General features: G+C 45.2%; 13 protein-coding genes and 1 other RNA gene. 12 read left to right on the top strand and 2 right to left on the bottom strand.

Features of this window, described 5'->3' with window-relative positions:
• Positions 1-199: 199 nt before the first annotated feature.
• Positions 200-2,788 carry an ABC transporter gene (locus tag HXT33_RS04720; protein WP_421786772.1) on the top strand — a complete coding sequence of 863 codons (2,589 nt, stop codon included), beginning with the start codon at positions 200-202 and terminating at the stop codon, positions 2,786-2,788.
• Position 2,789: 1 nt separating this feature from the next.
• Positions 2,790-3,512, top strand: a complete 723-nt coding sequence (locus tag HXT33_RS04715; protein WP_421776037.1) for an HNH endonuclease family protein — start codon at positions 2,790-2,792, stop codon at positions 3,510-3,512.
• A gap of 115 nt (positions 3,513-3,627) precedes the next feature.
• Here HXT33_RS04715 and ssrA read toward each other — a convergent pair.
• Positions 3,628-4,024: a transfer-messenger RNA gene (gene ssrA / locus HXT33_RS04710) on the bottom strand.
• A gap of 368 nt (positions 4,025-4,392) precedes the next feature.
• On the opposite strand from ssrA, the gene HXT33_RS04705 reads away from it, so the two are divergent.
• The 10 genes from HXT33_RS04705 (at position 4,393) to HXT33_RS04660 (ending at position 24,138) form a co-directional block, all read left to right on the top strand.
• Entirely contained in the window at positions 4,393-13,866 is a 9,474-nt protein-coding gene (locus HXT33_RS04705) for an InlB B-repeat-containing protein (RefSeq protein ID WP_421786770.1), read from the top strand.
• 98 nt (positions 13,867-13,964) lie between these two features.
• The gene (rpmE, locus tag HXT33_RS04700) at positions 13,965-14,177 is read left to right on the top strand and encodes a 50S ribosomal protein L31 (RefSeq protein ID WP_004113085.1); all 213 of its coding nucleotides are present in this window, start codon (positions 13,965-13,967) and stop codon (positions 14,175-14,177) included.
• Positions 14,178-14,270: 93 nt separating this feature from the next.
• Positions 14,271-15,368 (top strand): peptide chain release factor 1, encoded by a 1,098-nt coding sequence (gene prfA, locus HXT33_RS04695; protein ID WP_119487372.1) that lies wholly within the window; start codon positions 14,271-14,273, stop codon positions 15,366-15,368.
• Between the two features lie 51 nt (positions 15,369-15,419).
• Positions 15,420-16,349, top strand: coding sequence for a peptide chain release factor N(5)-glutamine methyltransferase (gene prmC, locus HXT33_RS04690; protein WP_410314452.1), 930 nt, complete (start codon positions 15,420-15,422; stop codon positions 16,347-16,349).
• Complete coding sequence (locus HXT33_RS04685; protein ID WP_421786768.1) at positions 16,342-17,022, top strand: L-threonylcarbamoyladenylate synthase; 681 nt, start codon at positions 16,342-16,344, stop codon at positions 17,020-17,022. The genes prmC and HXT33_RS04685 overlap by 8 nt, the downstream gene beginning before the upstream one ends.
• Positions 17,023-17,156: 134 nt before the next feature.
• Complete coding sequence (locus tag HXT33_RS04680) at positions 17,157-18,260, top strand: MraY family glycosyltransferase (protein ID WP_421786766.1); 1,104 nt, start codon at positions 17,157-17,159, stop codon at positions 18,258-18,260.
• 52 nt (positions 18,261-18,312) lie between these two features.
• Positions 18,313-19,857: an IMP dehydrogenase gene (guaB, locus tag HXT33_RS04675; RefSeq protein ID WP_004136917.1), complete on the top strand. Its 1,545-nt coding sequence runs from the start codon at positions 18,313-18,315 to the stop codon at positions 19,855-19,857.
• A gap of 183 nt (positions 19,858-20,040) precedes the next feature.
• Positions 20,041-20,748 (top strand): oligoribonuclease, encoded by a 708-nt coding sequence (gene orn, locus HXT33_RS04670; protein WP_004117685.1) that lies wholly within the window; start codon positions 20,041-20,043, stop codon positions 20,746-20,748.
• A 30-nt stretch (positions 20,749-20,778) separates the two neighbouring features.
• The gene (locus HXT33_RS04665) at positions 20,779-22,227 is read left to right on the top strand and encodes a PIF1 family DEAD/DEAH box helicase (protein ID WP_421786763.1); all 1,449 of its coding nucleotides are present in this window, start codon (positions 20,779-20,781) and stop codon (positions 22,225-22,227) included.
• 78 nt (positions 22,228-22,305) lie between these two features.
• Positions 22,306-24,138 carry a proline--tRNA ligase gene (locus tag HXT33_RS04660; RefSeq protein WP_421786761.1) on the top strand — a complete coding sequence of 611 codons (1,833 nt, stop codon included), beginning with the start codon at positions 22,306-22,308 and terminating at the stop codon, positions 24,136-24,138.
• Between the two features lie 116 nt (positions 24,139-24,254).
• Here HXT33_RS04660 and HXT33_RS04655 read toward each other — a convergent pair whose 3' ends face one another.
• Complete coding sequence (locus HXT33_RS04655; protein WP_004136938.1) at positions 24,255-24,740, bottom strand: single-stranded DNA-binding protein; 486 nt, start codon at positions 24,738-24,740, stop codon at positions 24,255-24,257.
• Between the last annotated feature and the right edge of the window lie 4 nt (positions 24,741-24,744).

Here is a 24,744-nt window from a genome sequence, read left to right as displayed (position 1 = left end):
TTTATAAACAAGTTTTAATAAGTGTAGATTGTTCTTGCTAAATCTACGCAAATGTTAAATTGCCTTCTTTTTGGCGAATGTTTCAAAGCTCCAGAACGGCTTAAAATCAACATAATTTAGCGGTAGCCGGCGTGTTGATGGTGTGTGTGAAGCGTAATCTTAAAAGCGGTGGGGGAACTTATTTTTGGAAAAATTTGCAATGAGTATTCGTAATGAAGAAAAGGATCAGGAGATGATAAATCGCTGTTTTGCGTTCGTTCCAGGAATTAAGCATTTAGTTGCTTTAAGGTCGGCGTGCCTAGCGATTTCTTATCTTATGAATATTGCATTTGCTTACGTTTGTGTTGGAATGCTCTCTCCAGTTCTTCGCCCAGTTCGTTCAGTTGGAACTTCTTTAATGAGTTCTGTTGAATTTACTTCGTATATTATTGCTTTAGTTGCTATTATTCTTATAAAATACGCGGCTTTTCACTGGTCTTCGACTATGCAAACAGATATTGAGTCGCGTGTTGCAATGCGTTTGCGTCCAAAAATGCTTCATGCAATGCTATCTTTAAGATCTGCAAATATTGAAGAAACTGGAGATTTTGTAAATTTTTCAGTAAATGACGATATTTCTGCAATTCAGCGTTTTATTGCCGTTCTTGTGCCTCAAATCGTTGCGGCTATTCCTATTCCAGTAGTTATTTCTGCTGTGCTATGCACGGTAAATCCTGCTATTGCTGGCATTTGCGCTATATCTGCAATGTTTAATATTGCGTCTCTTGTGCTAGTTTTGCTTATGCGCTATGCATTTTGGCGTTGCGTTAGCGCGTTGTGCTCTTATGTTATTGCTGCAATAGCGATTGTTGCTACAGTTTGGTTATCTAGCGTAAAAGGCGTTGGTCTTGCTGCAGCGTTGCTAACAATGCCTTTGCTAATGCTTAGTGTCCAGCCGTTTAGAGCTGTTAGCAAGTATATGCATGTTATTCGTGATGCTGTGCTTGGAATGGAGCACGTTGAGTCTTTATTGCGTACTGTAACAGATTCTAACGCTCCAATAGCTTTTAGTGATGACGGTTCAACATTATCTTTGCCAGATGGTTCTACGAATATTGCTTTGCGCATGCGCTGCGATATTAAACGCAATGGTAGTAATAATAACGAATTTGAGCGTTTATCTATAGTTGCGCGCTCTGGTGAGCTTCAAGTAGTTCCAAGCAAATATCAGTCTGATGTGCACTCGTACATACTTTCTGGAACTGGGTTTAACAAAAACGCCGACGTATTGCTGTCTTATAGCGATCGTTACGAAGTTCAGGAAGATGATGATTCTCCATTTGTTTCGCTTGATACTTTTGGGGAAGGTGGCAATTCTTCGTATCTTTCTCTAAATGATGCTACTTATGGTGCTCTTGCAGATATTGTTACTGTTGTTAGCGAAAAAAGTCACCTGTTTTCCATGACTTTGCGCGAAAACTTACTTCTTGCTGCTCCAAATGCAACAACTACTGCTATGTGGGATGCTTTGCGAGCTGCTAGAGTAGATGGCGTTGTTTATGCAGATTATGACGGATTAGATATTCCTATTGATCGTTTGCTAAATAATCCTGATTCAGCATACAATCCGGAAGATATTATTCGTCGAATTATTCTTGCGCGCGCTTTACTTCGTCACACTCCTGTTTACATTTTCGACTATTGTGCGCAAGATATTAGTGAATCAGAAGCCGAAAAAATTATTAAGATTTTGCGTAGAGTTGCGCGCTCTGCAACTGTAATAGTTTTAATGCCTAACGATGCGGGTTGCACTTCTGCGGATGCTAAAGTTACTGTGGAATCTTATAGGCATATTTTGGATAATAAGTCGGGCGAAATTCAAAAATCGCAAGCAAGTGTGCAAATAAAAAATATCGCACCTATTTCTGCTATTATTTCCGAATCTAGCAAGCGTAACATTTCCAAGTTTAAGCGCGCTATTTTTGCTATTCTTTCTACGTTTATTACAGCACTTAATTTTGCGGCAACAGTGTGTATTCCTGTAACTATTGTTTCTGCAATGTTTGCTGTTGCTGGCAGACCAATCTTTGGTTTTGTAATGCAACAATGCGTTATGGTTGCTGTTTTATGCATGGCTATTAGAGCTTTTACTCTTGTGATTTCTTTTGCAGGTTTAGACATTCATAACGAGCGTTGGCATAAGGCTCATATAAGTATGAATGTTGGAATGGTTTGCGCTGTTATTCCGCTAATTGTTGTGCTTTACTATTTCAACAAAAACTTATCTTATATTGCGATTGCAGCATGCTTGATTATTGTGTTTGTGCTGCCTAGATACTTGCTTATTCGTTCAAAACATGTTGTAAATAAGCTTCGTTATGAAAAGAATGATGTTGAGTGCGAAGTGAACGATATTGAGCTTGGTATTGATGAGATTCTTGCTTTCCGTCAAGGTGAGCATTGTGTAAATAGAATGATTGCTTCAATGAAAAAAGTTTCGCAACAAGACATGCGTTTAGCACGTAAAATAGCCGGCATCTCGTCGTTTATACTAGCTTTGGCGTTGGCAAGTATTGCTGCTGCGGCGCTGGTTGTGGCAAATACTATTCATCCTGTTCCAACGAATCTTCCAGCATGGAGCACAGTATATGCTGTTATGGCAATGGTGTTGCTTGTGATTATGATTCAGCAAGTTATTGACGTTGTTTTGCAGCGTATACCTTCGATGGTAAGAACGAGTGGTAAAGCTGGTAAAGCTGGTAAAGCGGCTGGTGGGGCAGCTGCAGCAGCTGGAGCATCTGGTAAATAGTATGTATAGGCACAAGCAGCGTAAATTTTCAAAAAGACAGTTAGCTGCAATTTTTTGGATGATTATACTTGCTGTACTAATTGGCGTTGCTGTTGGCTTGCTCTTGCCAAAGATTAGTAACAATGTAGGCAAGATTACTGGTGAGTATGAGGCGAGTGGAGATGCAGCTAAAGCGCTTAAAAAGCTTCGTGTAGCGAAACCGTATCACAAAGGCTACGAGCGTCAAGTATTTGGGTATCGCACTACGGATGAAGATGGCAACGGTTGCGATGTTAGAGAAGATGTTTTAGCTCGCGATTTGCGAAACGTGAAATACAAGTACGCTGGCTCGTGCAAAGTGCGCTCAGGGCTTCTTCATGATCCGTACACTGGATTGGATATTAATTTCGTACGTGGCCGTAAAACCAGCGCTTTGGTGCAAATAGATCACGTTGTTGCTTTGCAAAACGCTTGGGAATCTGGGGCTTGGAATTGGAATGCTTCAAAAAGGTTAAAATTTGGCAACGATATGCTTAATTTACTTGCTGTGCAAGGCGCGGCAAATCAAGAAAAAGGATCTGCTTCTGCAGCGTACTGGCTTCCTTCTAACAAATCATTTAGATGCGAATATGTGGCTCGTCAAATTGCTGTCAAATATAAGTATGGGCTTACTGTAACGCGTGACGAGAAGCAGAACATGCTGGCTGTATTGCACAATTGCGGGGCGCAAGGGCTACCAATGTGAATGCGGCATAAACAGCGCAGTGGTGAGTAGTTTATGTCGCCTTAGCGCTCGCGAATACAAAACGCCACTGTTTACCTGTTGCGTTAGCGATGGTAGAGCAGTGGCGTTTTTGCGTTTGTGGAGTCGCGGGGAATTGAACCCCGGTCCGGTGATCGTACCCTCGGTCTTCTACGTGCGTAGTCTGCTGGCCGTGCGGCAGTTTTTCTGCCCCCATGTTATTGCAGACAATTCATGGCGAGCATATCTACAGTAAAAGTCCCTGAATTGCCCTGCAGCCCGGCAATTCAAGCAAGTCTTCTAATGACGTTCAGCACCACCCCGAAGACGTGAGTGGGTGAACGGAGCAGCTGCTCACTGGTTAATCCTGGCGCGAAGCTCAGGCAGCGAGAGCGAACTCAGTGCGATTAGATTTAGCACTTATTCTTTTGCGAAAGGACGTTTACGAGTGGACTTTCGCATTCTCGGCACGCTTCCCCGCGGCGAACAGATCGCCGTCGAAACCGATCGACCCCTTTTGAATTTTCAAATATTCGCTGCGTTAAAGCAGACTTTACTATAGTACAACATATTCTGTGCGGCTGCTATGTGTAAGTTACTATGAGTGAGTTTCTATATATATATATGATACGGATTGCATAAAAGGATAATTATAAAAGTTTGATGGGGGGGGGGTATAATGCTATGGCATGTAGATATGATATGACATTTTGAAGATTTAATGAATTGTGTGGATTTGCTTATTTATTACTTTTAAGCATATTAAGCAATTGTTTATTTCGTGAATGCATACTCTACAGGTGTATTGTATATAAGTTATAATTTATATGAGATTTGTGCGTAATATTTTACAAATTTGTATTGGTTGGATTAAGGAGAAGTAATGGCTGCTAGCAAGGATTTGCGTGGTGTATCAGTTAAAAAAGCGCTTCATAAGGCTGAGAAAGCTAATAAAAATCCTAATGCTAAAAAAGCTGTGAACGCCAAAAAGACTACGTCGCTAAAGGCTACGGCAGTAAAGCCTGCTCGTTTCAATCGCGGTGTTGCTGGCGTTGCTGTTGCTTCGACTTTAGCCATGATGCTTCCGTCCGCTGCCGCTTCTGCATTGCAAATCAACCAGCAAAATATTGTTGATAGTGCAAATGTTGTTAGTAAATCCGGCAAGGGTAATTTGCGATCGCAAGAGCTTAACATGCTTCGTTGGGGTGTGGGAGCTAGAAGAGAAAGCAGGCAGACTAAGGCTTTTGTGGAAATTGCGCGACGTGCGATTGAAGCGCAAAAGCAGCGTGAAAATGTTGAGAACGTTCAGAATACGCAGCCTGCAATTTCTTCTGAGGATTTTAATGGCGATAAGTCTGCTACGCCTACAAAGACGTCTGAAATTAAAAATACAACTTCCGACTCAAAGGCAAATGTTAATTCTTCAGAAAATACAGCAAGTGCTACTGAATCGGCTAATCCGCCAGCTAGTGCTCAGTCCTCTGAGCCTGCGAAAGTTAAGCAGTCAGAAGTAAAGCCAGTTGATACTCCTGCAGTGAATCAACCTGTGCAGCCGACTACAAAGCCAGAATCAGCGCCAACTGCAAAACAAGATGAAAAGAATACGGCAGAAGTAAAGCAACAGGAAGTGAATGCTGGTGAAGTTAAGCCGGCTGAAAATAAGCAGCCTGAAAATGCTGAAAGCTCGAAGCCTGCAAGCGAGCAGAATACAAATGCACAACCTTCAAGCACTCACGCAGAAAATACGAATACAGTAAGTGCTGCAAATGCGCCAAAAGTGCGTAAGCCTAGGTCTGCTGAGAATAACGGTGGTGATAATAGCGGGAGTAGTGTACCTACTACAACAACAAGCGCGCCTGCATCTCCTGCTGCATCTTCTGCAAATAATGCGCCTGCATCTACTGCTGCGGCTCCTGCAGGTAATACACCTGCACAGTCTACTCCTGTAACTCCTGCAAGTGCAGAATCTAATGCTGGTGCTGGAACTACGGCGAGCACAAGTGCAGATACAACTGCGCAATACAATAGACAAAAGCAAAGTGCAGAAAGCTCTACACAAGGTACACAAGGCTCTACACAAGGTTCGCAAACCAATACACACGGTGCAAATACAAGCGGCTCAGGCGCAAATATAAACGCTACGCCTTCAACTAATTCATCGAACTCTGATCCACAGAATCGGTCTACGCAGAACAATAATCCAACGCCTTCACCTGCTTCAACGTCTACTCCAAACGCTGGCACACAGAATGCTGGCTCAGCAACAACTAATAACACAGCAACTGATCCAAATAGCCAGGTAATTAAGCCGAATGAGCAGCATCCAACGGCAGGCAGCACCAGTGAAGCCAACAGTCAGGTACAAACCGACAAAAAGCCGGAAGTCACGTACAATTTGCAAATTCGCTACACGATTGGCGGCGCTGCGAATAAGCAGCTTGTGCAGCCGTACGAGCTTACGATTGACGTTGAAAAGTTGAATAAGCTTGACGATGTTAATAGTTACGAATACATTGAGCTTCCAAAAGCTGCTGGATACCGCCCGTCCGTATATCATTCTGGGGATTACCAGTACTACGTTAAAAAAGTTGAGGGAGATAAAAGCAAGTTCGTTATTGACGATGGCACGGATGCGGATGCTGTTCGCTACTTGCGTTTGAGCAAGAAGCTGATTACTGATTACGCTGTAAAGGAAAGGCCGGCTGTTGGGGGAAATAACGTCGCTCAAGCTCCGCAGACCTCACAGTCTACAAATCCGCAATCTTCATCGTCTTCGCAGCCAAAAGCAGACGACGGCATTCAGTACTACGGCGAGTTGAACATCAACTATGCTCCTAAAACAGCTAAGTACTATGTGCGTCACCTTGTGCAAAAGCTTGACAATAAAGATGAGTTTGAAGAAGCACCTAATATCGGCAAAGCCATTGTTGTAGAACATAAAACTAAAGACAAGAATAACAACATTACAATAACTAAAGAAGTTATACATGTTACGGAGATTACTGGCACAGTTGGCTCGAATGTAACAGCTGTTTCAACGTATATTCGAGGCTACGAACCGGAGCATAATCTTATTAGCTCGCCACTTTCGGATTCTGAAGATGAAAGCGACAAGCTTGTTTTGAACCTTCGCTACTACCGTAAGGCCTATGAAGTTACTTACGATTCTGCTGGCGGCACGGATGTTACTGCTCAAAAAGTGTATTATGGCCAGAAAGTGCCTGAGGTTCCAGAACCTACGTATCGTGGTCATAAGTTCCTTGGATGGCAGGTAGTAAAACCTGGAGATAGTAGTTCTAGTGGTCCACTAATTAAAGGAACTAGTACTAACTACAAGATGCCGGATCACAATGTGCAATTCCGCGCAGCTTGGTCAGCTAACGCTGCCACTAGCTACCGCGTGAACGTGTGGGTGCAGAAGGCAGATTTGGTTGACAAAGAGCATCCGGATTCGCTTGCAAACTACGACTTTGTTGGTCTTGTTGAGCGCAAGAATGTGCAAACTGATAGCGACGTTGCGCTTGATAAGATGAATGACGCTGGCGTTGTTGATGATGCTAGTAAGCTTAATGGCAAAAGCAAAGATGATTATGTAAAGAACCCAGAGCTTGGCTTAACTAGAGAAGAGCTGCAGGGTACAGAAGCGAATAAATACAAAGACGGCTTAATTGAAAAGTTCAACTGGATGAACGATACGCATGTAACAAACTTAGATGGGTATGATACTGAGAATCCTGGTGACGCTAAAAACAAAGGCAAGGATTTATTCACGCGCTACTTCCACGTGAATAAGAAGCTTACTAAAGAACTTAACAGTGAGCAACATGATTTTGTGCCAGGTCGCCCAGATTTAGGCAAACGTAGTAAATCGCAGCTTTGCGCGGACGACTTAAACAACACTCTTAACTTAGTTTACGATCGCAAAGAGTACGAGCTTATTTTTGCTAAGCCTGCTGGATTAGAATTTATTAATTCTGATGCTGCTAACAATGCTGCTATAAAGAAAAAAGACGAGCATGGCAAAACAACTATTTACTGCTATGCTGGCGGCGGCAAGTGCTCAGAGAAGTATGATGGTAAAGATGATGATAATGGCACTGAGATTAACCATAAAGGTTACCGCGTAAATGTTCGCTACGGTCAAAAGCTTACTGATATTTGGCCAGGAGTAGAAGAGATAGATCTTAGTAATGATATTAGTGATGAAGATAAGGCTTTTCTTGGGTGGCGTATTGGATATGCAGGGGATGTAAAGTATCTTGATACTCCTCCGTATCGTTTTACTAAAGAAGAATTTGCTGACCCTAGTTTGCGTGCGATGGGTAAGAACCAAGCGCCTAAAATTAGCGATGACCCTGAGCATAATCCTCAGACTACACACGAGTTAAAAGATAATCAGCGTCTGCTTACAGCTGATACAACCGGTGCTAATAAGGATATGCCATATACGGTTATTATTAAAAAGCAAAGTATTGCGTCTGCAAAAAATGGCGATACTGGCGATGATATTAAGTATGTGCTTTCAACTGATTCATATAGCAAAGATGATGTTAATAACACTGGTTATACCTTTACAGCTCCGTCTATTGCTGGTTTTGACAGCGTATCATCAGGTCTTAAGGCTGAGCAGAAAGATAGAGATGACTTTAACGATGACTCAGAGGCACTTTATGAAGCTTCTAGTGAGTATAAAAAGGATTCCGAAGAGTGGGATAAATTAACAGACGATGATGAAATTACTGAAGCGCAGGCTAAAGGGTTATTAAACTTTAGGAAAAAGTATCATATAAAGTTTCGTGACTATTTAGGTCCTGCACCTAGTGACAGCGATGAAGATCCAGATGCAGCCTATGGGCCAGATGCTCCAAGCGATAATTATGAGAAAAACGCTTGGCTTGAGATGAAGTACAAGCGCCAGTCGTACGACGTGCAGTTTTATAATGCGGACGGCAATGCTATAAAGGACGACAGTGGCGCTGCTACAGAAAAACTGCCATTTGAGTATAGCTTGACCAAGCGCGGCAACGCTAAATTGACCGGCGACGACGCAGCCTTGTACTACAACGATGGCGCAGTTAAGTCTTACGATGCTTCTGTAACTAAAGACGATGCCGATAACAAGTCTAAGCAATTCGACGGCAAGTACACATTCAAGCTTAACGTCAAAACTTACTCCATCGTTCGCCCTGATAATTTGCCAAAAGACTACGTGTTTAAAGGCTGGGCTGTTGATCAGGCTGGCACTCGGTTTATAAATGGCGAAGACAAAGATATTACAATGCCAGTCAACGGCATTAAGCTTTACGCTGCGTGGGGTAAGCCAGAAGGTATTAAGCACACTGTAACGCTTAACTACAATATGCCTGAAATTGACGGAAACGGCAAAGAAATAAAGGACTCTAACGTAGTTACGAAACAGCAGTTCGATCACTACTATGTTATTAAGGAAAATAAAGATATAAAGGTTCCAACTCGCAAAGGCTACGACTTCTACGGCTGGGAAATTGACAAGAATGGCACAAAACTTCCGTACGCTTTCGGCAACAAAGTAGTCGAAGATATAAAGCTTGATGCAGTGTGGGTTAAGGATACTCGCTACAATGGCACTTTTAAGCACATATTCTTAAAGCCTGGCGTAACGTTTAAGCAGTATAATGAGGCTAAAAATAATCATACAGAAGCTGATCTTGTAGATCATGTTTCCGAGCAAACGGTTTCCGGCTTGCGTGAGCATTTGCGCTACAATGCGGAAGCAGTCTATAGTGACGAAACGCACTTCCCAGATAAGCATTTCACGAGCTTTGAAGCCTCGAGCAATGAGAAGCAGAATACTGGCGAGTTTGTGTACCAAACGTACAATACGCGCAAGTATAAGGTTCGCTACGTAACTGTTGGTGAGGATGGCAAAGAAAAGGATCTTCTTCCAGAAAGCGAAGTCAGCTCTGTAAATAGAAACTATGACGTAGCATTCTACAAGCCGATTGAAGGCTTTATGCCGGAAACTACGCAGAAAAGTTTTACTTATAAAACTGACAAAGATGGCAAGCAGGATGTTAATAATATTCCTGAAATCACCTTCAGGTATAAAGACGTTCGCGTGCTTAAGCGCAAGGACGGTCGCGTGCTTAAGTTCAAAGACGATCGAATGCTTAATCCCAATGACGATGAGCAAGCTCGCCCAACCAACTACAGGCGCTACGTGTTCGAAGTGGCTGATGGTCAAAGCTCTATGGGTAGCGTTGTCGACTGGCAAGGAAGTAATGTAGCTGACGGTTATGCTCTTGTGTACGATGCGATTAAGGGCACGAAGGCTTACCAGATGCCGCTGCCGACAGTGAAAGCGAAGGATGGATTTGAGTTTGCTGGTTGGACTTCTAAAATCGGTTCGTCTGCTCTTGGTTCTACGGAGCTTCAGTATTCTGATGGCGTAAATTGTTTGCCGATTCGCTCCGAAGAGCAGAATAGCCCTGAAGTAATTTACATTGCTAACTTCAAGCTGAAGGCACCTGTTGCTACAGCTCCGCAAGTGCTTACGCCAAAGGAGAATATTAGTACCGGAAGTAGTAATGATGCTAAGAAGCTTATAACCAATGCTACTGATTATCCAACTGGTGCTACGTTCAGCTTTGCGAAAGACGAAAAGTTTGACAACACTCCAGGCTTGCACAAGATTAAAGTGCAAGTGCATCTTGATGGAAATACTGCTGAAGCTGAAGTGCTGTACCGCGTGCTGCCAGATTTGGTGTACGCAAGCGATTGGGATAAGTTTAGCAAAAGCGACTACGGCATCAATAATGCTAAGGACTACGTTCCAATTACCTTTACCGGTAAGAACGATGAAGGCACTATTATTGGTCATGATACGACTGGCACTACTCCTTCTACTGGCGGAACAACTACGCTAACTGCTTACGTTTACAAAGGTAAGGATGTTAGAATCCGCGTGCCGCAAGCTTTCGGTAGGGATCACAGCAGAGATAATTACCACTACGTGTTTAAGGGCTGGGCAACTAAGGTTGTAAAGCCGACTGCTGCGAATCCAAATCCAGAGCAGAAGTTTGACATAAATTCAAGCGACCGCTACACGGATGCGAATTTGCAAAACGGTGTAACTTACCACGCTGTTTACAAGAAGATTGACTACTTCTCCAATTCGTCTGACGGTGGTGAAGTTCCTAAGGATGCTGTAGTCGCAATCTTTAAGCCTGCTCCGGGTAGATTGTGGAATGACAAAACAAGTGGCCCTAAGGTGTTCTACGTAAAGAAGGGCACTGATATTTCCCAAATTACGAAGACTGTTGGTGGGAAGACAGTGAATGTTCTTGAGATGCTTCAAAACAATCTCACTGGCGCTAAGGGAACTTGGTCTCGAAGCAGCATGCGTAATGATGGATCTGACGTTAAAGCTATTGAACCAGTTACAAATTGGACTGTTAATGAATCCTTCCAAGAGTTCGTGGCAGATCAGAAGCCTTTAGCTACTCCAGATGTTAAGAGCGATACTTTGCTTGCAATTCGTGGAGATAAAGAGACTCTTCCAAGTCCAGAAAAGTATATTGCTAATTATGATTCTTTGACTGATACAGAAAAGAATCCAAATGTAGAGAGTGTAACAGTTAAGTATGCATCTACTGCTCCAACTGTTGATAAAGCTGGCGTTTACACTGTTCCGTTAATAGTCCGTGTTACGTATAACGACTTTAAAGATCCTTCTACTCATAAGAATTATTATGACTATAAGACTGTTGGCAAGCTTAAAGTAATGCACGACTTGATTTACGGTGAAAATGTAAAGGATCTTGGCGCTAATCCAACTGACGATGAGAAAAATGAGCATAAGGAAATAACTGATAAGTATAAGAAGGTTAACTTCATTACGAATAATAGTTATGGAACTATGGCTAGTGGTTCTCGAACCTTGTTCTACGCGCATACGAACAAAACTTCTGGCGTAAAAGCTCCGCAGGCTATTGGCAAGGATTATGATGCTGATGGCTACCATTACGAGTTCGTTGGTTGGAAGAAGCTTGATAACTTTACAGAAAATAGTAATAATGCTAAGCCTCTTACTATAGATGAAGTTAAGACAGGCGAAATTTTGCAAAGCTCAAGCATATCGACAAATAAATATGAAGCTAACACTACGTATCAAGCGGTTTATAAGCGCGTAGAGAACGTAATTGACGCTTCCCAGCAAGACGAGATTCCAGACGGTTACGTTGCAACCATATTCCTTCCAGGATTTGGCAGAACGTGGGCTGACGGTTCGTATAAGCCAAAACTGCTGTATATTCGTCACGGAAAAGATAAAGAAGATAACATTAAGTTTGCTAAGAAGGTTGCAAGCGACACTGCTGCAACGCTTTCTGGTTTTACAAAGTGGCAAATGTATAATGCAAGCGGCGATAAGTCGAATATATTATTACATGACAATTGGGATATTAGCAAGCCGCGCATCTTCGTTGCTGAGCAAAATGGCGTTGACGATGTGAAGATTCCAGAAACAGTTATTGGCGTTGGTGAGGGTATTCCAAACATTAATAAGCTCATACATAACACTGACCCTAGAGTGAGTGTATCTGTAGATGAGAATGCTAAGGTTGATGTTTCAAAGCCTGGAATTTCAACAATTATGGTGAATGTAACTAAGCCTACTGATGAAAAAGATAAGACTACAGGAAAGCAAAAAACTGTTACAACTAAGTTGCCTGTACGCGTGTACGTTTTGCCTAAAGTTATTGCAGATAACGATTTGCCAGCTGAGGGCACTGCTGCAGCCAAGTTTGTAGAAAAGAACTACACGAAGGTGACGTACGTAGCCGGTAAGGGCGGAAGTTTGCAAAAATCGCCTCTTGAACATGCTGGAGACAAGCCAGTTTCAGTATATTGGGTGCGAAATGACGCTACTAATTTGCTTATGCAGGTTCCAGACGTGCTTGCAGATAATGGCTACGTGTTCAAGAATTGGTCGCCTAATACGACTGAAAAGCCAGCGGCTCCGGCAGATAAACGCAAGGCCACAGAAGAAGAACGAGAAGCTTTGGCTCGAATGGCAATCATGGATGGTATGCCATATGTAGCAAAGTTGATTCGTAACTCAGATAAATCTACGCTTGCTGCTTTGCAAAATCTGCTGAACGAAGCGCAAAAGCAACATGCTGCGCAAGTCTACAATGCTAAGCGTGAAGAATTAGCTAAGATTGCAGAAAGTAAGGGTAAGACGGATCTAGCTCAAAAAATTCGCAATTCTCATGATTCCTTGCAAAATATTAAGGATAAGCTTGTCCAGAGTGGCATTGATGTTGATGAAATCGTTGAGCATAATCGTGAAAAAGCTTTGCTTGTAAAACTTGCTAAAGAAGCTGGAAAGGAATGGCTCGTTAAACAAATTTCCGATTCTAAGCATTCTTCAATAGAAGCTTTGAAGAATTTGATGCAAGAAGCTGGAATAGACTTAACATTTGCTAATCTTGAGAACGCAATTGATCGTTATGTTCTTGATGAACAGCGAGAAGTGCTCGCTGAGCTTGCTGATGAAGCAGATAAGCCATTTGTTGCAAAGATAATTCGCAGCTCCAAGAAGTCTAGCTTGGAAGTTTTGAAGCAGCTTTTGCGCAAAGCTGGAGTAAATCCAGAGATTTCGCTACCAGAGCCACAGCCAACGCGCGAAACCACTATTACTGCAAACTTCGAGCAGATGGATCCTGTGGAGTTTAAGTTTAGCGGCAAGGCGGTTGAGGGTGTTCCTGCAACGTTTACGCTTGCAAACTTAACTAAGGGAGTTCTTAAAGATGATGGAACAACTGATACAAACGCAACCGTTTCGGTGGATGGTAAGCCGTTTACTGTTAATGCGTTGTCTAGTAGTAGTAGTTTGAAACAGCTTGGAATTTCTTATTCTTGCGAAGGCACTACTTGCACAATTTCTGGTACGCCTAAGATTGTTGATGGTAAGAAGGTTGTTGAACTTACCTTCACGAGTGTAGATAAGTATGGTCGCAAAGCTAAGGTGACGGTTGATATTGAGGTGCTTCCAGCATCGAATGATGTTAATCCAACGCCAACTCCGGAGCCACAGCCGGAGCAGCCAGTTCCAGCGCCTGTTCCAACGCCTGAGATTCCGTTTGTGCCAGATTTTGCGCATTCTGTGATTCCTGAAGCTCAAGTTATAGAGCCTGAGGTTGAGCAGCCTGAGCCAGAAGAGCCACAACCAGAGCCAGAGTCAAAGCCTGTGCTCGCTAAAACTGGTAGTAATGTTGCGCAATCTGCAATACTTGCCAGCTTGTTAGCGTCTGTTGGTTTGGCTGGGCTCGCTGCAAAGCATAGGAGAAAGCGCGAAGACGGTAAGAATAACTAATCGAGTCGAGGGTGGTGACTAGAATAACGAAGGTTCCGGTTCACGCTTAGCTATTGGGGCTTTGCGACCCGGGTCGCCCGAATTCCATAGGAGACATTATGAAGCAGGGTATTCATCCCGACTATCACGCAGTGCAGGTTACCTGCTCTTGCGGAGACACTTTCGTAACTCGTTCCACCGCTGATGGCGATCACATGACGGTTGACGTGTGCTCAAAGTGCCACCCATTCTATACCGGCAAGCAGAAGATTCTCGACACCGGCGGCCGCGTGGCTCGCTTCGAGAAGCGCTACGGTAAGAAGACTAAGTAGCTTTTGTGACGCCAGCCCTGCTTTCGTGTAACTCGCGGAATCGGGGCTGGCGTTTTATGTGCTAAATTAAATATTTTTAACTTAAGGAATATGATGGCTGAGTCAGTAGATGAACAATTCCCGGCAGCAGTTACCGCGTTAGAAGAGTATCGCGATATTGAAAGTCGCATGGGAAGCCCGGAAGTTGCGTCAAACCCGGACGCTATTCGAAAACTCGGCCGCAGGCACGCAGAACTCGGTTCAATCGTAAACGCTTACCTCAACTACAAGCAGCTTTGCGACGACTTTGAAGCCGCAAACGAAATGGCAGGCGACGACCCAGATTTTGCTGAAGAGGCTAAGCGCTTAGAAGAGCAGCTTCCAGCAGCAAAAGAAAAGCTTCGCACGGCACTGATCCCTAGGGATCCGGATGATGCGCGCGATATGATTATGGAAATTAAAGCTGGCACTGGCGGCGAAGAAGCGGCTCTGTTTGCTGGCGATTTATTGCGTATGTACATGCGTTATGCAGAAAAGCGCGGCTGGACTACAGTAATCCAAAGCGAAAATTCAACGGAACTTGGCGGCGTAAAAGACGTTCAGCTTGCTATTCGCGCAAAAGGCACGCCTGCTCCAGAAGATGGCGTGTGGGCCAGCATGAAGTACGAGGGTGGCGTGCACCGCGTGCAGCGAATCCCAGTTACGGAATCGCAGGGGCGTATTCAAACTTCTGCAGCCGGCGTAATCGTGTTCCCAGAAGCAGACGAAGATGACGACGAAATCGAAATCGATCCAAAAGATTTGAAGATCGACATTTTCATGAGCTCCGGCCCTGGCGGACAGTCCGTTAACACTACTTATTCCGCGGTTCGCATGACGCATATTCCAACCGGCATTGTGGTGAGCATGCAAGACGAAAAGTCGCAGATTCAAAACCGTGCGGCAGCCCTTCGCGTGCTAAAGTCGCGCTTGCTTGCCATGAAGCACGAGCAGGAGGCGGCAGAAGCGGCAGATATGCGCCACTCGCAGGTGCGTTCGTTGGACCGTTCCGAGCGAATCCGCACTTACAACTTCCCAGAAAATCGTATTGTGGATCATCGCACGAATTACAAGGCTTACAATCTTGACCAGGTTCTTGACGGCGACTTGCAGCCTGTTATCGACAGTGATATTCAGGCGGATGAAGCCGACCGCTTAGCGCAAGCCAAGTAAGTAGCCGAGTAAGTTAAGTAAAATTACTGAAATAACCAAACAATTCTTAAAATGCAAGAACTTTTGCAAGTTTTGCGCGATGCTGTTAAAAAGCTTGAGTCTGCAGGCGTGGAGTCTGCGGAATACGACGCGCGTTTGCTGCTGTCTAAAGCTTGCGGCGTAAGCTTAGCTGAGCTGAACAAGGCGCTAATACTTGGCGATTTAACCGATTTTTCGCCAGATTATGCTAGAAAATATAGCGATTTTGTAACTAGGCGTGCTTCTCGCGAGCCGTTGCAGCATATTGTTGGCCGCGCGCCTTTTCGCTACTTAGATTTGCAAGTTGGCAAAGGCGTTTTTGTGCCGCGGCCCGAAACAGAAGTTGTTGTTGAAGCTGGATTGGATTGGCTTAGAGAATCTGGTATTAGCAAGCCCACGGTAGTCGATTTATGCGCAGGTTCGGGAGCAATCGGATTGTCTGTTGTAACTGAAGTTGCAGACGCGCAAGTATGGGCTGTAGAAAAATCTCCTGAAGCCTTCCAATATTTGCGAAAAAATTTTGAAGAAACTGCAAAAAATCACGAAAATCTGCAGATTTCCAGTCGATATCATGCTGTTCTTGCAGACGCAACCAAAGCGCATATTTCGGATTGTACGCCGGAACTTCACGCAATTTGCGGCAAAGTGGATTTAGTAATCACAAATCCGCCTTACGTGCCAGAAAGTAAAGTGCCGGAACAGATTGAAGTGCGAGAATATGATCCTCCGCTTGCGCTGTATGGCGGCTCTGCGGACGGCTTAGTTATTCCGGAGCAGATTATGCGCGCGGCTTTTGCGCTGCTTAAGTCTGGGGGAGCGATGGTGATGGAGCACGATATTTCGCAAGGAGATGCGCTTGCAGATTATGCAAAAAACATAGGATTTATCAGCGCAAAAGTCAAAAACGACTTAACAAACAGAGCAAGATTTGTAGTATGCAAGAAAGAGGCTAAAAATGAGTAAAATTTGCAATATCAACGAAGAATCCCTGCAAATGGCAGCGCAAATCATTAACGAAGGCGGCGTAATCGTAGTGCCAACTGACACCGTGTACGGCGTTGCTTGCGATCCGTTCAATGAAGCCGCGGTTGCCAAAATTTACGAGCTTAAGCGCAGGCCGCGCACGAAGGCGCTGCAAATTTTAATGAGCGGAGTGGAAGATTTAGAAAAACTTGGTCTATATTTGCCTTCTCCGCTGGATATTTTAGGAAAAAAGTTCCTTCCGGGCGGATATTCTCCGATTGCGCGCGCGAAGAAAGGCTCGGTTGCTTCAAATCTTGCAACGTTGTGCAAAACGAATGAAACTGATGCGCAAAACAATGCGCAAGCTGAAGCAACTGAAGCAACTCAAGGCGTGCGCGTGCCGGATTGCCCGGAATTAATGCAAATTTTGCGAGTTACCGGCCCTTTGGCTGCTTCTAGTGCGAATCGCAGTGGTAACGAAAGTGCAGACAGTGTGGAAGAAGCGTTTGCGGCTTTCGGCAACGAAATTCCGTTGTATTTGAACGCAGGTCCAACTCGCTCGCACGTAGCAAGCACAGTAGTTGGCGCGGATTCAAACGACGAAGACGGTATTGTGATTTTGCGTGAAGGTGTGATTTCGGAGAGTGAAATTCGCGAGGCTTTGCGAAAGTAACAAGAATTGCGAAAGTAGCGAAAGTATTTACTAATTTTGCTATACTGCCGAATCGTTACAATCAAATAAGAAAGCGTGAAAGCACGCGCGAAAAAGATGTGCGCGAGTATCAAAATAGCAGAAAGACATAGCCGATGAGGGTTTACCTATTTATTGCAGCAATTGCAGGCGGAGCAACGTGGCTGATTACGCCGCTTGTGCGCCATCTTGCGATCCGCATGGGAGCCGTCGGTAAAGTTCGCGCGCGCGACGTGCACACGATTCCGACTCCTCGCATGGGCGGGGTGGGTATGCTTTTTGGTTTCGCAGTCGCCATGGCATTCGCAAGTTCCATGCCCTTTATTTCCGGGCTTTTTGCTGGAACTCACCAGCCGTGGGTGGTGCTCGCCGGAGCAGTCATGATATGCCTGCTTGGGGTATGCGACGACATTTGGGATTTAGACTGGATGCTTAAACTTGCCGGTCAGCTGCTTATAGCCGTGTTCGTTGCGTGGGGAGGGCTGCAAATCGTAACTTTGCCTCTTGGCTCCCTCGTAACGGCATCGCCAAGCGTATCAATCGCAATAACTGCAATACTTATTGTAGCCTCAATTAACGCAGTAAATTTTGTAGACGGATTAGACGGCTTGGCTTCCGGAATCGTCGCAATCGGCGGAATTGCCTTCGCAACCTACTCCTACATTCTTGCGCGCACGTCGCCATCCTACGCTTCAATGGCAACACTTATTGACGTTGCAATGGTGGGAATGTGCGTCGGCTTCATTTTGCACAACTGGCATCCTGCGAAACTTTTTATGGGCGATTCCGGCTCCATGCTAATCGGCTACTTAATTACTTGCGCGTCAATTATTATGACCGGACATTTGGATCCTTCTGCCGTTCACACGAGTATTTATTTGCCTGTATTTATGCCGATTTTGCTGCCTATTTTAGTGCTGTTTCTGCCGGTTCTCGACATGTGTTTGGCGATTACGCGGCGTGTTGCTAAAGGTCAGTCGCCAATGCATCCGGATCGCATGCACTTGCATCATCGCATGTTGCGCATCGGGCATTCTGTGCAAGGTGCTGTGCTGATTTTGTGGGGATGGGCGGCGCTGATTGCGTTTGGCTCTATTATGATTCTGTTCTTTAAAGCTGTGTACGTTTTGATTGGAATGATTATTGCTGCTGCGCTGCTTACGGTGCTAACAATGCTTCCGTACTTGCGTCGCCGCCTGCCCGAGCTTCGCAATTCGTAGCGTTTCGTGGTGCGTTTCGACAAACGTCATAGCAAAAACGTATAGTAAGCCTATGGCTACAACTGATATTAACACGGAATCCGTGTATTCTCCTGTTCCACCAATTTTCGAGAAGCTCGGTCTCGCTTATGACGACGTCCTTTTGCTTCCAAACGAAACTGATGTTATTCCGTCCGAAGTGGACACTTCCACTCGTCTGACTCGCGAAATTACCATGAAAGTACCGACTATTTCGGCAGCTATGGATACTGTTACCGAGTCCGATATGGCTATTGCTATGGCGCGTAATGGTGGCATTGGCGTACTTCACCGCAATCTTTCTATTGATGATCAGGCTGCGCAAGTTGATATTGTTAAGCGCAGCGAGTCGGGTATGATTACCGATCCGCTTACTGTTCACCCAGATGCTACGCTCGCCGATTTAGATAAATTGTGCGGGCGTTTCCATATTTCAGGCTTGCCGGTAGTGGATAGCGAAAATCGTTTAGTTGGTATTATTACCAACCGCGATATGCGTTTCATTGCTTCCGAAGATTACGATCGCTTGAAAGTGAAGGACGTTATGACGCGTGAAAATCTCGTCACTGGTCCTTCTGATATTTCTAAGGATGATGCTCACCGCTTGCTTGCGGATAATAAGATTGAAAAGTTACCTTTGGTTGATGCCGAAGGTAAGCTTACAGGCTTGATTACTGTTAAGGACTTTGTGAAGACTGAACAGTATCCGGATGCTACTAAGGATGATCAGGGTCGCTTGCGCGTGGCTGCCGGCATTGGTTTTCTTGGTGATGCTTGGCAGCGTGCGTGCGCTCTTATGGAAGCTGGAGTTGACGTGCTTGTGGTTGATACCGCAAACGGCGAGGCTCGTTTGGCTCTCGACATGATTCGCCGCATTAAGGCAGATAAAGCTTTCGATGGTGTGCAGGTTATTGGCGGAAATATTGCAACTCGCCAAGGCGCACAAGCTATGATTGACGCTGGCGTTGACGCTGTAAAGGTTGGCGTTGGCCCAGGCTCTATTTGCACAACGCGTGTTGTTGCAGGCGTTGGTGTGCCTCAGCTTACTGCAGTTTACGACGCTGCTCAGGCTTGCAAGGCTGCCGGAATTCCATGCATTGCAGACGGTGGTATTCACTATTCTGGCGATATTGCTAAGGCTTTGGTTGCAGGCGCGGACACAGTTATGCTCGGCGGTACTTTGGCTGGCTGTGAGGAAGCTCCAGGCGAAAAGGTTCTTCTTCACGGCAAGCAGTATAAGCTTTATCGTGGCATGGGCTCGCTTGGCGCAATGGCTCCTCGTGGTAAGAAGTCTTATTCGAAGGATCGTTACTTCCAGGCAGACGTTACCAGCTCCGACAAGGTGGTTCCAGAAGGCGTTGAAGGCGAAGTTCCATATCGCGGTCCACTTAACGCTGTGCTTTACCAGCTTCTCGGCGGTTTGCACCAGTCCATGTTCTACGTTGGTGCGCACAATATTAAGGAAATGCAGGAGCGCGGCCGCTTTATTCGCATTACTGATGCTGGTCTTCGCGAATCGCATCCTCACGATATTGTGATGACTGCAGAAGCGCCAAACTACAGCGGTTTCCACAACTAAATCGCAAGTTGCGCAAGTTACGCGTATAAATTGCGTATAAATCGCAAGTAATTTTGCATTAAACGGCGAAAAGTTAAGCAAGTTATCTACAACTTGCCTGCTTTTCGTCGTTTTTAATACGCGCTTCGTCTCTACGAAGATGTAGGCTTGTGGGTTCGAAAAAATATTAGGAAAGGAACGAAAATGGCTGAAGCTAAGGAAGATCTTACTTTTACGCCGGAAGAATCGCGCTTAATTTGGATTGATTGCGAGATGACTGGACTCGATATTTTCCACGACGAGTTATGCGAAGTATCTGTAGTTCCAACTGATTTTAATTTGAAAGTTTTGGACGACGGCATTGATCTAGTGATTAAGCCGAGCGATGCTGCTGTGGCTCACATGAACGATTTTGTACGCAATATGCACACTTCTTCTGGGCTTGTTGACGAGTGGAATAAGAACGGTTTGCCGTTAGAAGAAGCGCAAAAGCAGGTTGTTGAGTACGTAAAGCGTTTCCTGCCTGCTCGCGGAAAAGCGCATCTTGCTGGAAACTCAGTTGGTTCTGACAAAAAATTCCTCGACCGTTACATGCCAGATTTAATGGCAAATTTGCACTATCGCGTAATCGACGTAAGCACACTGAAGGAAATTTCACGCAGACTTTACCCGGATGTTTACCGCAATAAGCCGGCAAAACACGGCGGTCACCGCGCGCTCGCGGATATTATTGAGTCGATTGACGAGCTTCGTTACTACCGTGACATGATGTTCGTACCAGCTCCAGGACCAAGCGAAGCACAGGCAAAAGCTGGCGCGCAGCATATTGAAAGCACGAGCTTGCTTCGTGACTACGAGCGTCGCGGAGAAGCATTAGAGGACGTAAATTCCGCAGAAAAGCGCGACTATTAAACGTAGTAGCGCAAATAAAAGGTACTGCCAATGAAGCAATCCGAAGCCCTAACCATAATCAACGCTGGCGCGAGCGCGTTCATTACCGGCGCTCCGGGTGCAGGTAAAACCTACGTATTAAACGCGGCTATTCGCGAAATGCGAAAGAACGGTTTAAGTGTTGCCGTAACTGCCTCTACCGGTATTGCGGCAACGCACTTAAACGGTCAAACAATTCACTCTTGGAGTGGAGTTGGTGTTTCAAACGCGCTTACGGATACGCTTCTTAAAACCATTAGAGCTAGGCGAGGAAAGCGCATAAAAGCCACGGACGTGCTCGTGTTGGACGAAGTTTCCATGATTCACGCGTGGCTTTTTGACATGGTTGATGAAGTTTGCCGGAAGGTGCGTAAAAATCCCGCTCCTTTCGGTGGGCTTCAAGTAGTTATTTCGGGTGACTTCTTCCAATTGCCGCCTGTTAGCACTTCTATGCGAAATCGCGACGTATTTGAGCCGAGCCAGGAATTTATTGAGTCGCGCAAAAAGTATGCTGCAGCCGGCAAAAATCCGGAAGGATATATTACAGAATCTTTCGCATGGGATGCTTTGAAACCTGTTGTGTGCTACTTAACTGAGCAGCATCGTCAGGATGACGGCAAATTGCTTGAAGTTTTAACGGATATTCGTGGCGGTCTTGTAAGTGACGACGACAAGCAAGTGCTTGCTAGTCGCCTTGGTGAGTATCCGGAAGACGATGAAGTTGCAGTGCATCTTTTCCCAACGAATGCGCAAGCAGACGGATTAAATAATATGCAGCTTGCGGAAATTGATTCTGAGCCTCACGAATTCGTTGCAACGGAAGCCGGTCCTAAAAATCTTGTTGAGCGCTTAAAGAAGAATATGCTCGCTCCGGAGCGTTTAGTTTTGAAGGCTGGAGCTGCTGTGATGGCGTTGCGAAACGATCAGGAAAAGCAGTACGTAAATGGTTCTGTTGGGCGCGTGTTGCGTTTTGCGCCTGAATCTAAAGGTGGCTGGCCGATTGTTGAGTTTGAAAATGGCAATATTGTAACTCTTAAGCCTGCTGCTTGGGAGATGACCGACGGCGAAACTGTGCTTGCTAGCGTAAATCAAGTGCCGCTTCGTTGTGCGTGGGGAATTACGATTCATAAGTCGCAAGGTATGACGCTTGATGCTGCGGTAATGGATTTGCGTAGAACTTTCGCTCCCGGAATGGGTTATGTGGCGCTTTCTCGCGTTGAAAATCTGAAAGGTCTTTATTTAAAGGGTATTAACGAACGCGCTTTTAGCGTTTCGGCGGATGCTGTGCTGCTTGATGGATCTTTGCGCGATGCTTCAAAGCGTGCGAGTGAGCTGCTTGCTAGCGATGGGGCAGCTGCTTTCGTAACAAATAATATAGAAGACGATTTCGCAAATCAGCAGGAACTTGATATTTTTGCAAGTACTAGCAACGATGAGTTTGGATTCAATGACGAGTTTTAGTTGAAAATTACGTATTGTGAATTTGTTTAGTAGCGTAAACAAATGTTTATGTCCTCATGCACAAATAGATTGGAACGCATGAATTCCAATGTACTTCGTATGTCTCAGCTGTTCCTTCGTACGCTGCGCGAGGATCCTGCAGACGCGGACGTGACTTCCGCAAAACTTATGCAGCGCGCAGGCTATATTCGTAAATCTGCTCCAGGTGTGTGGACTTGGCTTCCGCTTGGACTTAAGGTTTTGAACAAGGTTCAGGCGATTATTCGCGACGAAATCAACGGTATTGGTGCGCAGGAAGTTCACTTCCCGGCACTTCTTCCACGCGAGCCTTACGAGGCTACAAACCGTTGGGAAGAATATGGCGACAATATCTTCCGTCTTAAGGATCGTCATGAGGCTGACTATCTTCTTGCTCCAACGCACGAAGAAGTTTTCACACTCCTTGTAAAAGATATGTATTCTTCGTACAAGGATTTGCCTGTTACTTTGTATCAGATTCAAACGAAGTATCGCGACGAGTTCCGTCCGCGCGCTGGTCTTATTCGCGGCCGCGAGTTTATTATGCAGGATGCTTATTCGTTCTCGATTGACGAAGATGGTTTGAAATCTGCTTACGTTGAGGAGCGCGCTGCTTACGCTCGAATTTTCGACCGCCTGGGTATTAAATACGTGATTGTTCACGCTGTTTCCGGTCCAATGGGCGGTTCTGATTCCGAAGAATTCTTGGCTCCAATGCCAATTGGCGAAGATACTTTTGCGCTCGCTCCTTCTGGAAAAGCTTGGAATGTTGAGGCTCTTACCACTCCAGAAATGCAAGATGTTGATTATTCGGCAACTCCTGCAGCAGAAGCTCTCGAAACTCCAGACGCTAAGACGATTGAAGCTTTGGTTAAAGTTTCTAACGACTTGCATCCGCGTAAAGATGGTCGCGAATGGCAAGCAGACGACACTTTGAAGAACCTTATTATTGCTGTTAAGCATCCGGCAGACGCTGAAGGCGGCGAGCATGAGGAGCCATGGCGCGAAATCGTTGCTATTGGTATTCCGGGAGATCGCCAGGTAGATATGAAGCGTCTTGAAGCTCAGTTTGCTCCTGCGGAAATCGAAGAAGCAACTGAGGATGATTTGAAGTCTCATCCTGAGTTTGTTAAGGGCTACATTGGCTTTAGCGTATTAGGTCCTCAAGCTCGCAAAGAGGGTAGGGGTATTGCAAATCCTGTTCGCTACTTGATGGATGCTCACGTTGCAAAGGGAAGCGCCTGGATTACAGGAGCTGACGAAGAAGGAAAGCACGTTTACAACGCTGTTTACGGCCTCGATTTTGAAGCGGATGGCGTTGTTGAAGCGGCCCAAGTTCGCGACGGCGATATGAGCCCAGATGGTTCTGGTCCGTTGAGCTTCGAGCGCGGTGTGGAAATTGGTCAAGTGTTCCAGCTTGGCTTAAAGTATTCTAAGGCTTTGGGCTTAAGCGTTCTTAACGAAAACGGTAAGACTGTGCCAGTTTGGATGGGCTGCTACGGTATTGGCGTTAGTCGCGTGATTGCGTGCTTGGCAGAAACGCATCACGATGACGCTGGTCTTGCATGGCCTATGGCGATTGCTCCAGCTCAAGTTCATGTTGTTGCAACAGGCAAGGATCAGGTTGCTTTTGACGCTGCAGAAAAGGTTGTTGAAGAGCTTAGTAAGCAGGGAATCGAAGTAATATTTGACGACCGTCCAAAGGTTTCTCCAGGCGTAAAGTTTAAGGATGCTGAGCTTGTTGGCGTGCCGCTGATTGCTGTAGCGGGTCGCGATACCGTGAACAATGGCACGATTGAAATCCGCGATCGCAACGGCTCAAATGTTGAAGCAGTTCCAGTTGATGAGGCTGCAAGCCGCATTGTAGAGCGTGTAAACGCTTTGCTTAAGTAACGGCCTGTTTTACAATTTGCCGCCAGGAATACTACTACTACTACTACTACTACTACTACTACTATTCTTGGCGGCATTATTGTTTATCGTGGTGCGCGAGGTATTATTTACTTTCTTTAGATATCAGCATCACCTCCATATTCGTCGTCCGTGCTGTCTGAGTGAGAGTCAGTACGTTCTATTTTTTCGTTTTGTGACTGATTGCTGTCTTTCGTCTGCCCATTTTTAGCAGTTTCAGCGTTTCTTTTTGTAAATTGAGTAGTTCCGCGATTCAGATCGTGCCCAATAGTAGAAGCTTCCAAAATTACGCGATTATAATCGTTTCCATCTTTCGTCCAGCTTTCTGTACTCAAATTGCCATATACAACGATTGCATCGCCTTTATGCACGCTTTTCAGCACGTTTGAAGCTAAAGTTCTATACGCTTTCACAGTCATCCAAGTAGTTGGACGCTCATGCCATTGTTGCTCGTCGTTACGGTAATATGATTGCGTGCTCGCAATTCGTAGCGAACAAGCCGGAGAATTTTCACTGCGCCCAAAGCTTACAGGCTCAGAACCTACGTATCCACTAATAGTCACGGTTGACTGTTGTTGTGCCATATTT

Origin of the sequence: Gardnerella sp. DNF00753, from assembly GCF_049244275.1 — a bacterium.
Taxonomy (GTDB): Bacteria; Actinomycetota; Actinomycetes; order Actinomycetales; family Bifidobacteriaceae; genus Bifidobacterium; species Bifidobacterium greenwoodii.
This window is presented reverse-complemented; position numbering and strand designations above follow the sequence as displayed.